Source organism: Micromonospora sp. NPDC003776 (assembly GCF_053605645.1).
The window spans coordinates 1-8655 of record NZ_JBSGJR010000278.1 but is presented as its reverse complement, the minus strand read 5'-3'; the positions used below and the strand labels follow the sequence as shown (position 1 = coordinate 8655).

Sequence of the window (8655 nt, the reverse complement as noted above, 5' to 3'; positions counted from 1 at the left end):
GCGGTCCCGCCAGGCGCGCACGGTGAGCGCGAACGCGGTCGCCAGGGCGAGTTGCGCGGCGGCGACGAGGCCGTACCCCCAGCGCCAGCTCAGGCCGGCGCCCATCACCCCGGTCATGATCAGCGGGCCGATCGCCACCCCGAGCCCGAAGAACGCGTGCATCCAGTTCATGTGCCGGGGTCCGAACGCGCCGGCCGCGTACGCGTTGAGCCCGGCGTCGATCGCGCCGGAGCCGAGCCCGAGGAGCAGGGCGAAGCCCACCATGAGGGCGAGCGCGGGGGTCAGCGCGTACCCGGTGAGGGCCACGCTGGCGAGCAGGGTGCTGCCGGCCAGCAGCCAGCCCACACCGAGCCGGGCGAGGGTGAACCCGGCGAGCACGCTGGAGGTCAGGTAGGCCACCGTGCCGGCGGTGAGCACCACGCCCACCGCCTCGGTGGGCACGCCGAGGTCGACCCGGATGGAGGGCCAGCCCACCCCGATCAGGCCGTCGGGCAACCCGAGGCTGACGAACGCCAGGTAGGCGAGGAGGAGCAGGGACGGGCGGGGCGGGGAGGTGCGGGACACAGCGTGCCATCCTGCCGCGCCGGTCCCACCCCGGAAAAACCGCTAGCCGCCCCGGCCGCCCGACGCCTCCCCCGAAACGCCAAGAAACGTGGCACGAAAGGTCGAGAAAACAGTCAGCCCATTCAGAATCGGCCGAACGGGGGACGGCGATGGGCCGGTCCCGCGCAAGACTTTCGGGATGCAACAGGGCACCGGTTTCCTCACCCCTCGTCAGCGCCGCCTGGCGTGGCTCGGCTTCCTGCTGGCCGCCATCCAGGCGCCCGTCGCCGCCAGGTTCACCACCGACAGCTCCTGGCTGTTCAGCCTGGTGGTGGCACTGATGGTCGCGACGGTCATCATCGCTGACGACACCATGCGACGCCAGCCGGCGAACGCCCGCTCCTCCGACTAGCCGGCCGCGCCGGGGCGCGCCTCGTGCCCCGGCCGCCCCGGGCTGCGCCGCCGTTCCTTCATCTCCGCCTCGTAGAGGTGCCGGCGACCGCCGACCAGCCGGTCGCGGGCCTGGCGGTCCAGCTCCCGGAAGAGCGCGTAGTAGCCGTCGTCGAAGTCCTCGACGATCTGGAAGGTCCAGCGTCCCGCGATGACGTTGCGGCCGAGCAGGTCCCGGTCGATCCGGTCGGCCAGGTCGTGGTGGCCCGCGGAGCGGAACAGCGCCAGCGCGTCGTCCAGCATGAGGTCGGCGTGCCCGATCAGCTGGTGCAGCGAGTAGAGGTGGCCGCGCGCCCGTTCCACGGTCTCCAGCGCCTCGCTGAGCTTGCCGAGCGCCTCGATCGTGGCGTCACTCACACCCGCCGGCCGGCGGTGCGCCTCATCCGGTCCGTCCACCGTGCCCGTCCCCTTCCCGTCCGGCTGGGCGCGCTCGCGCCGAACGCCCGGTTTCCCTTTGCCCCCGCACGGGCGGGTCAATCCCCCCGGCGGAGCCCGCGCCTCACCCGGACGACCAGGGCATCGGCCGGTCGGACGAGGCCGGCCGCGGGGACGCGGGGCTAGCCTCGGTCACCATGCGCGTGTCTGACAACCGGGTGGCGACCCGCTCCGCGGCGATGTCCGCGCGGACTACCCTCACCACGCTCACCACCGTCGTCGGCACCGCCGGCCTCGCCGCGGCCGCGGCCAACCCCGGCCTGCTCGCCGTGGTCGACCAGCACGCCGCCGGGGTACGGGACAGCCTGCACGGCGACCACCGGCCGCTGACCGTCGCGGCCCTCGCCGGGTACGCCGAGGGGGTCCGCGCCGCGGCCCTGGACCACGGCTGGCAGCCGCCGGCCGGACCGGTCGACTGGTCGCAGCCGGACTGGCTGTTCACCCGCCTGCTCGCGGTCTGCGCCCTGGCCCGCTCGCTGGACCCGCGTCACCTGGCCTGAGGACACGGCGAGGGTGCCCGCGATCGCCCCGCGGACACCCTCTCCCGCCCTGCTCCGACTCCGTCAGCCGTTCGGCCGGCCGAACTGCTCGGTCTCCTCGCCCATGGGCCGGTACTGTCCGGCGCCGGACATCGACGACTGCGGCGCCGTCGGGCTGGGCTGCCGGCCCCGGTCGGCCATCTGCCGCTCGTAGTCGCTGCGGCCGGCACCCTGCGCCTGCCGCTGCTCGCGGATCGCGCGCGACTCCTCCGCCATCCGGTCGAGCCAACCGCCCCAGCGGTCCTGCATCGGCTTCACCAGACCACCGCCGACGCCCACGATCAGGATGCCGGCCACCGTGGCGAGCACCGCGATCAGCACCGGCGTGGTGACCGTCGTGGCGATGCCCACCTGGTTCAGCGCGGCGATGATGCCGAGCGCCAGGATGAAGACCGCCGTCAGGTCGGCCAGCACCCGGCCGTACGACAGACCGCCGAGGAACCCGGTGATCAGGTCGCGGACCGCGTTGGCGATGGCAGCGGCGATGACCACGATGATGATCGCCACGAAGGCCCGCGGCAGCCAGGAGATGACGCCCCGGATCAGGTCACTGATCGCGTTGGGCCCCCACACGCCGAAGGCGAACTGCAGGGTGAACAGCAGGACCGCGTAGTAGGCCAACTTGGCCAGGATGTCACTCGCGTCGTACTTCGTTCTCTCGAGGGCCCGTTTGATGCCGCCGCGTTCGACGGCCTTGTCGAAGCCCACCCGTTCCAGTGCCACGTCCACGATCTTGAGGACGGCTCGGGCGATGAGCCATCCCACCACGAGGATCACGATGAATGCGACGGCCCTCGGGATGAAGAGCAGCACCGACTTCCAGAACTCGGTCAGGGCGTACCCGATGTCCACCTGCCCGACCGCGAGGGTTTTCTGCATGATGTCCCTCCTGTCACGTGAACTGCGACCGCCCGCATACCCGGTGCTTCCGGCAGCACGCCGCGCCGGCCGCGGCAATTTCCCGACATGTCCCCTCGAACCGGCCCGGACCTGCCCGGACAGCCCTAGCGGGTCGACCCGGTACGCCATCCCGACACATGATCGGAACGTCTTCGCCACGCTCCGGATAGGCTGCGGTCATGCCAGGCACCGTCGGGCGGGTACCCACCCCGTCAGCCCCCACCCCGGGAGCTTCGCCGCAGCGCGGCCCGGGCACCCCCGGGCCGGCCGGCGCGGTGCTGGCCCATTCCTGGGCGGCCACCCCGCTCGGCGCGCCCGAGAGCTGGGACCCGGCGGTGCGGGCCGTGGTCGACCTGGTGCTCGCCTCCCCCGTGCCGATGGCCCTGCTCTACGGCGAGGACCTGGTCCTGCTCTACAACGACGGGTACGCCGAACTGATCGGCGCCCGGCACCCGGGCGCGCTCGGCCGGCCGGCGGCGGAGGTGTACGCCGACATCTGGCACGAGCCGGGCGCCGGGGAGGTGCTGGAGCGGGCGTACCGGCGGGGTGAGCCGTTCCTGGAGCGGGAGGCCGTGCTGCCGGTCGACCGGCGCCGGGGCGGCGCCGAGCCGGCCGTGTTCACCCGGGGCTACTCGCCGGTCCGGGACAGCTCCGGCCAGATCGTCGGCGTGCTCACCGTCGCCGCGCAGACCACCCACGTCACCCAGCAGTTGCAGAGCCTGAGCGACTTCGCCGCCGCGCTCTCCGGCACCCTCACCCTCGACGACGTCGCCCGGGTCGCGCTGCGTTACTGCCTGGACTCCTTCGACGCCGACCGGGCCGCCTTCCTGGTGGACGAGGGCACGGCCTGGCGGATGGTCCGCCGGGTCCGCGGCGAGCTGCTGGACGAGGCCGACGAGCGGCTCCCGCCGCTGTGGCGCCGGCTGCCGGCCGACTCGGCCGTCCCGACCGTGGTGCCCGCCCGCAGCGGGGTGCCCTCCTTCGTCACCGACGGCTACCCCTTGCGGGAGACCGCGGCGGACCGGCACGACCAGAAGATCCGGGCGCTGGCCTCGCTGCCGCTGCGCTCGAGCGTGGTCCGGGGCGCGCTCAGCATCGGCTACCAGGCGAAGCATCCCTGGTCCCCCGCCGAACGGGCACTGCTGGCCGCCTCCGCGGAGCTGGTCGGCCAGGCCGCGGAGCGGGCCCGGCGGTTCGAGACCCAGCACGGCACCGCCCAGCTGCTGCAGCGCAGCATGCTGCCGGAGCGGCTGCCCGACCTCCCGCGGCTGCGGATCGCGGCCCGGTACGACCCGGGTGTGGACGGCAACGCCGCCGGCGGCGACTTCTACGACGCGTTCGTGCTGCCCACCGGTGCTCTCGGCGTGGTCCTCGGCGACGTGGCCGGGCACGACGTGCAGGCCGCGGCCCGGATGGGTCAGGTACGCGCGGCGCTGCGCGCCCTGGCGCTCACCGACCCCCACCCGGCCGCGGTGCTGACCGGGCTGGACCGGCTGGTCGCCAGCCTGGGCGTCGAGGGTGGGACCCAGGAGCTCTTCGTCACCGTGGTGTTCGGGGTGATCGAGGCCGACCGGGAGCGGATCACGCTGGCCAGTGCCGGCCATCCCGCGCCACTGATCCGGCACTCCCCGGCCGGCGACGAGCCCGCCGCCGAGTACGTCGAGCTGCCGCCCGGCCCGCCGCTGGGCCTGGGCTGCCGGCCGCGGACCACCACCGTGCCGTTCCACCCGGGCGACACCCTGCTGCTGTTCAGCGACGGAGTGGTGGAGCGGCGCTGGCAGGACCTGACCGCCGGCCTGACCGGACTGGCCACGGCGGTGACCGCCGCGGGCAGCGGCGACCCGCGGGCCCTCTGCGCGGTGGCCACCGCCGCCGTACCCGGCGCCACCGAGGACGACGTGGCGGTGCTGGCGGTGGAGCACGCGGTGAAGCCCAGCCGCTCGGCGAGCATGGAGGTGCCGGCCGAGCCGACCGCGCCGAGCCGGGTGCGGCACTGGATGACCGCCCAGCTCGCCGAATGGCAGGTGCCGGAGGGGGTGATCGGGGCGGCCGTGCTGTGCACCAGCGAGCTGACCACCAACGCGCTGCTGCACGCCGGCACCGCCGCCCGGGTGGAGATCGACCTGAGCGCGGAGCGGCTGCTGGTCTCGGTGGCGGACTCCGGCACCCGGGGTCAGGTCACCCGGGCCCGGACCGACACCCTGAGCAGCCGCGGGCGCGGTCTCGGCCTGATCGAGGAGCTGAGCGACGCCTGGGGCACCGACCCCACGGTGCGCGGGTCGACGGTCTGGTTCGAGATCCTCATCCCCGCCGGCTGACGGGCGTCGGCGGCGACCCGGCGGGGTAGTAGGAGCGCCATGCCTGACGACAACCGCTGCGGCGTCCTCTTCGACGTGGACGGCACCCTGGTCGACACCACGTACCTGCACACGGTGAGCTGGTGGGAAGCGCTGCGCCAGGCGGACCACCGGGTGCCCATGGCGCGCATCCACCGGGCCATCGGGATGGGTTCCGACAAGCTCCTCGACCACCTGGTCGGGCCGGAGCGCGACCGCGACGGCGACGGCAAGCTGCGGGACGCGCACGACGCCCTCTACACGGAGTACTGGGAGCGGCTCACGCCGCTGCCCCGGGCCGTGGAGCTGCTGCGGGCCTGCGCCGCGCGCGGGCTGCGGGTGGTGCTCGCCACCTCGGCGGCCGAGCACGAGGTGGCCGCCCTGCGCGCCGCGCTCGCCGCCGATGACGTTATCGACACGGTCACCTCCTCGGCGGACGCGCAGGAGAGCAAGCCGGCACCGGACATCCTGGTCGCCGCGCTGGACCAGTCCGGGCTGGCCGCCGAGCGGGTGGTGTTCGTCGGCGACTCCGTCTGGGACGTGGCGGCCGCCGGCAAACTCCACATCCCCTGCATCGGCCTCACCTGCGGCGGCACCAGCCGGGCGGAGCTGGCCGGGGCGGGCGCCGTGGCCGTCTACGACGATCCGGCCGGGCTCCTCGACGGGCTCGCCGACAGCGCCATCGCCACGCTCGGCTGACCGCCGCCCGTGACCGGACCCACCCGGGCAGACCCGGACACCCAGGCATAGGGACCGCCGGTACGGGGCACAGGTGACCACCTGTCCGGGTGCGCGGGCAGGTGGGAGGGATGGTGCGGTGGAACCGGTCGATGTCACGTTCGCGCTGCTGGGCCTCGGTGCGCTGCTGGCGGGGGTCCTGCCGCGCGTGCTGGAGCGCCGGCCGCTCTCCATGCCGATCGCGTTCCTCGGGCTCGGGATGCTCGTCTTCCTGCTCCCCACCGGGCTGCCGTCGCCGGACCCGCTGCGCTGGCCGGAGCTCACCACCCACCTGACCGAGGTCGGCGTGATCGTCGCCCTGATGGGCGCCGGACTCAAGATCGACCGGCCGCTGAGCTGGACCCGCTGGTCCTCGACGTGGCGGCTGCTGGCCGTCGCCATGCCGCTGTGCATCGCGGCGGTGGCCATGCTCGGCTGGTGGTGGGCGGGACTGGTGCCGGCGGCGGCGCTGCTGCTGGGCGCGGCGCTCGCCCCGACCGACCCGGTGCTCGCCTCCGACGTGCAGGTGGGCGAGCCCACCGACGTGGAGGACTCCGAGGACGAGGTGCGCTTCGCCCTCACCTCGGAGGCCGGGCTGAACGACGGCCTGGCGTTCCCCTTCGTGTACGCCGCCATCGCCATCGCCACCACCAGCCTCGCCCCGGCGGACTGGCTGGCCCACTGGCTCACCGTCGACGTGCTCTACAAGCTCACCGTGGGCGTGGGCGGCGGCCTGCTGATCGGCTGGCTGCTCGGCAAGCTCTTCTTCCGCGCGCCGAGCGAGCTGCGGCTGGCCCGGCACGCCGAGGGCTTCCTCGCCCTCGCCGCGACCTTCCTGGCGTACGGGCTGGTGGAGGTGGCCGGCGGGTACGGCTTCCTGGCCGTCTTCGTGGCCGCCCGGGCGATCCGGGCCGCGGAACGGACCCACGAGTTCCACTCCGTGCTGCACGACTTCGCCGAGCAGGTGGAACGACTGCTCACCGTGCTGTTGCTGCTGCTGCTCGGGGGCGCCGTGATCGGCGGGCTGCTCGCGCCGCTGACCTGGCCGGCGGCGCTGGTGGGGCTGGCCCTGGTCTTCGTGATCCGGCCGCTGGCCGGCTGGCTGTCGCTGCGCGGCGCGCCGGGCCGGCCGGCGGAGCACTGGGTGATCTCGCTGTTCGGCATCCGCGGTGTCGGCTCGTTCTACTACCTGGCGTACGCCACCAGCCGGACCGACTTTCCGCAGGCCGAGCTGCTCTGGGCGACGATCGGCCTGGTGGTGGTCGTCTCGGTGGTGGTGCACGGGATCGCGGCGACGCCGGTGATGCAGCTGCTGGACCGGGCGGGCGAGCGGACCGGCGACTCCCCGGCGGGCGACCGGACGGACGAGCCCGCCCTGGGCGGCGTCCGGGGTTGACCGGATCGGCGGCCGGGCGGGCTCCCGGTCAGCCGCGGTCCGCGCCCAGCCGGGTGGCCAGGGCGCGGCCCAGGTCCCGGCCGGACCGCCAGGCGCTCTGCACCCGGGGCCGCCCGAACGCGTCGCCGGCCAGCCCGATCCCGTCGTCGTCCAGGTGGTACGTCCCGTCGCCGCCGGCGACCGGCTTGGCGTACGTCCAGCGGTGCACGTGGGTCAGCTCGGCCGGCTCCGGCAGGCCGAGCAGGTCGCGGACCGCCTCCTCGATGGCCGGGGCGGCGCTGGTGGGCTGCAGCAGGTGACCGGCGGCGAACTCGGGGGTGGTGTGCGCGACGAGCACGGGCGCGCCGTCGCCGCGCCGGTCCCCGTCGTCGCAGACCAGCCCGAGCACCGGGTGGCCGTTGACGAACGCGCCGGCGAAGTGGGGCCAGCGCCGGACCGGGAAGCGCAGCACCCCGGCCAGCGCCGACGACCAGCGCTGCCGGGCCACCGCCCGGGTCGCGGCGGCCAGCGCCGGGTCGAGCAGCAGCGCCGCCTGCGGGCCCGGCATGGCGAGCACCACCGCCTCGGCGGGCCGGCCGTCCACGCGCGGCCCCGGCTCGACCGTCATGACGAGCCGGTTGTGCGCGACGGTGAGGTCGCGGGCCAGGTGCTCGACCAGTGAGCGGAGCCCGCGCGGCGCCGCCCACCGGCACGGGCCGGACCTGTCCCGCCGCCCGTCCGGCCCGTACGCCACGAAGGTGTCGGTCCACTCCCGCACCAGCCCGGCGGCCAGCCACTCCTCGACGACGGCGGCGAAGTCCGGGTCGTCGACGGTGAGGTACGCCGCGCCGAGGTCGGCGGGTCGGCCGTCGAACCGCTTGCTGGCCATCCGCCCGCCGGTCACCCGGGCCCGCTCCCGCACCTCGACCGGGATGCCGGCCCGGGCCAGCTCGTTGGCGCACGCCACCCCGGCGATGCCCGCGCCGACCACCACCACACCCGTCCGGTCCGCAGTCACCCGATGATCGTATTCGGTCGGCGGCATGAAGAGCCGGAGCCCCGGGTAGTGGTACACCTGTTCGAGGAAGAGGTGATCGTCATGGCCGACCGCGGCAACAGCGGCGCCGACCGGGTCAACCCGGAGGCCGCCATCAAGGATCCGGACGAGTGGGTCACCGGCGACGAGCCGCCGACCGCCGCCCAGGAGTCGTACCTGCACACCCTGGCCCGGGAGGCGGGCGAGGAGGTGCCCGACGGGCTGACGAAGGCGGAGGCGTCCCGCCGGATCGACGAGCTCCAGGCGGAGACCGGCCGGGGCCGGTGACTCAGCGCGGGGGCAGGCGGTGCAGCTCGACCCGGT

The 8655-nt window shown here is 74.7% G+C and carries 10 protein-coding genes; 6 read left to right on the top strand and 4 right to left on the bottom strand.

The window, feature by feature from the left end; translation table 11 throughout:
• Window positions 1–564 (bottom strand): MFS transporter (locus ACWEVO_RS21515; RefSeq protein ID WP_452309315.1); only part of this gene is annotated, 564 nt, incomplete at its 3' end.
• A gap of 178 nt (window positions 565–742) precedes the next feature.
• Here ACWEVO_RS21515 and ACWEVO_RS21510 point away from each other — a divergent pair.
• Window positions 743–955 carry a hypothetical protein gene (locus ACWEVO_RS21510; protein WP_452309314.1) on the top strand — a complete coding sequence of 71 codons (213 nt, stop codon included), beginning with the start codon at window positions 743–745 and terminating at the stop codon, window positions 953–955.
• Here ACWEVO_RS21510 and ACWEVO_RS21505 read toward each other — a convergent pair.
• The gene (locus tag ACWEVO_RS21505; protein WP_452309313.1) at window positions 952–1389 is read right to left on the bottom strand and encodes a hypothetical protein; all 438 of its coding nucleotides are present in this window, start codon (window positions 1387–1389) and stop codon (window positions 952–954) included. The genes ACWEVO_RS21510 and ACWEVO_RS21505 overlap by 4 nt on opposite strands.
• Window positions 1390–1565: 176 nt before the next feature.
• Here ACWEVO_RS21505 and ACWEVO_RS21500 point away from each other — a divergent pair, with 176 nt between their 5' ends.
• On the top strand, window positions 1566–1928 hold the full coding sequence (locus ACWEVO_RS21500) for a DUF6401 family natural product biosynthesis protein (RefSeq protein WP_452309312.1): 363 nt from the start codon (window positions 1566–1568) through the stop codon (window positions 1926–1928).
• 63 nt (window positions 1929–1991) lie between these two features.
• Here ACWEVO_RS21500 and ACWEVO_RS21495 read toward each other — a convergent pair whose 3' ends face one another.
• Window positions 1992–2846, bottom strand: coding sequence for a membrane protein (locus tag ACWEVO_RS21495; protein ID WP_452309311.1), 855 nt, complete (start codon window positions 2844–2846; stop codon window positions 1992–1994).
• A gap of 200 nt (window positions 2847–3046) precedes the next feature.
• On the opposite strand from ACWEVO_RS21495, the gene ACWEVO_RS21490 reads away from it, so the two are divergent.
• From ACWEVO_RS21490 to ACWEVO_RS21480, 3 genes are all read left to right on the top strand, one after another.
• Window positions 3047–5185 (top strand): SpoIIE family protein phosphatase, encoded by a 2139-nt coding sequence (locus tag ACWEVO_RS21490; RefSeq protein WP_452309310.1) that lies wholly within the window; start codon window positions 3047–3049, stop codon window positions 5183–5185.
• A gap of 39 nt (window positions 5186–5224) precedes the next feature.
• On the top strand, window positions 5225–5902 hold the full coding sequence (locus ACWEVO_RS21485; RefSeq protein WP_452309309.1) for an HAD family hydrolase: 678 nt from the start codon (window positions 5225–5227) through the stop codon (window positions 5900–5902).
• Window positions 5903–6020: 118 nt separating this feature from the next.
• Window positions 6021–7316 carry a cation:proton antiporter domain-containing protein gene (locus ACWEVO_RS21480; protein ID WP_452309308.1) on the top strand — a complete coding sequence of 432 codons (1296 nt, stop codon included), beginning with the start codon at window positions 6021–6023 and terminating at the stop codon, window positions 7314–7316.
• A gap of 28 nt (window positions 7317–7344) precedes the next feature.
• Here ACWEVO_RS21480 and ACWEVO_RS21475 read toward each other — a convergent pair whose 3' ends face one another.
• Window positions 7345–8292, bottom strand: a complete 948-nt coding sequence (locus ACWEVO_RS21475) for an NAD(P)/FAD-dependent oxidoreductase (protein ID WP_452309316.1) — start codon at window positions 8290–8292, stop codon at window positions 7345–7347.
• Window positions 8293–8394: 102 nt separating this feature from the next.
• On the opposite strand from ACWEVO_RS21475, the gene ACWEVO_RS21470 reads away from it, so the two are divergent.
• A complete protein-coding gene (locus ACWEVO_RS21470; protein WP_452309307.1) occupies window positions 8395–8619 on the top strand; it encodes a DUF3072 domain-containing protein in 225 nt (74 codons plus the stop codon).
• Window positions 8620–8655 lie beyond the last annotated feature (36 nt).

Coding starts and splice junctions, on each gene's coding strand:
- ACWEVO_RS21510 (WP_452309314.1), top strand. CDS start 743: ATGCAACAGGGCACCGGTTTCCTCACCCCTCGTCAGCGCCGCCTGGCG.
- ACWEVO_RS21470 (WP_452309307.1), top strand. CDS start 8,395: ATGGCCGACCGCGGCAACAGCGGCGCCGACCGGGTCAACCCGGAGGCC.
- ACWEVO_RS21490 (WP_452309310.1), top strand. CDS start 3,047: ATGCCAGGCACCGTCGGGCGGGTACCCACCCCGTCAGCCCCCACCCCG.
- ACWEVO_RS21495 (WP_452309311.1), bottom strand. CDS start 2,846: ATGCAGAAAACCCTCGCGGTCGGGCAGGTGGACATCGGGTACGCCCTG.
- ACWEVO_RS21485 (WP_452309309.1), top strand. CDS start 5,225: ATGCCTGACGACAACCGCTGCGGCGTCCTCTTCGACGTGGACGGCACC.
- ACWEVO_RS21500 (WP_452309312.1), top strand. CDS start 1,566: ATGCGCGTGTCTGACAACCGGGTGGCGACCCGCTCCGCGGCGATGTCC.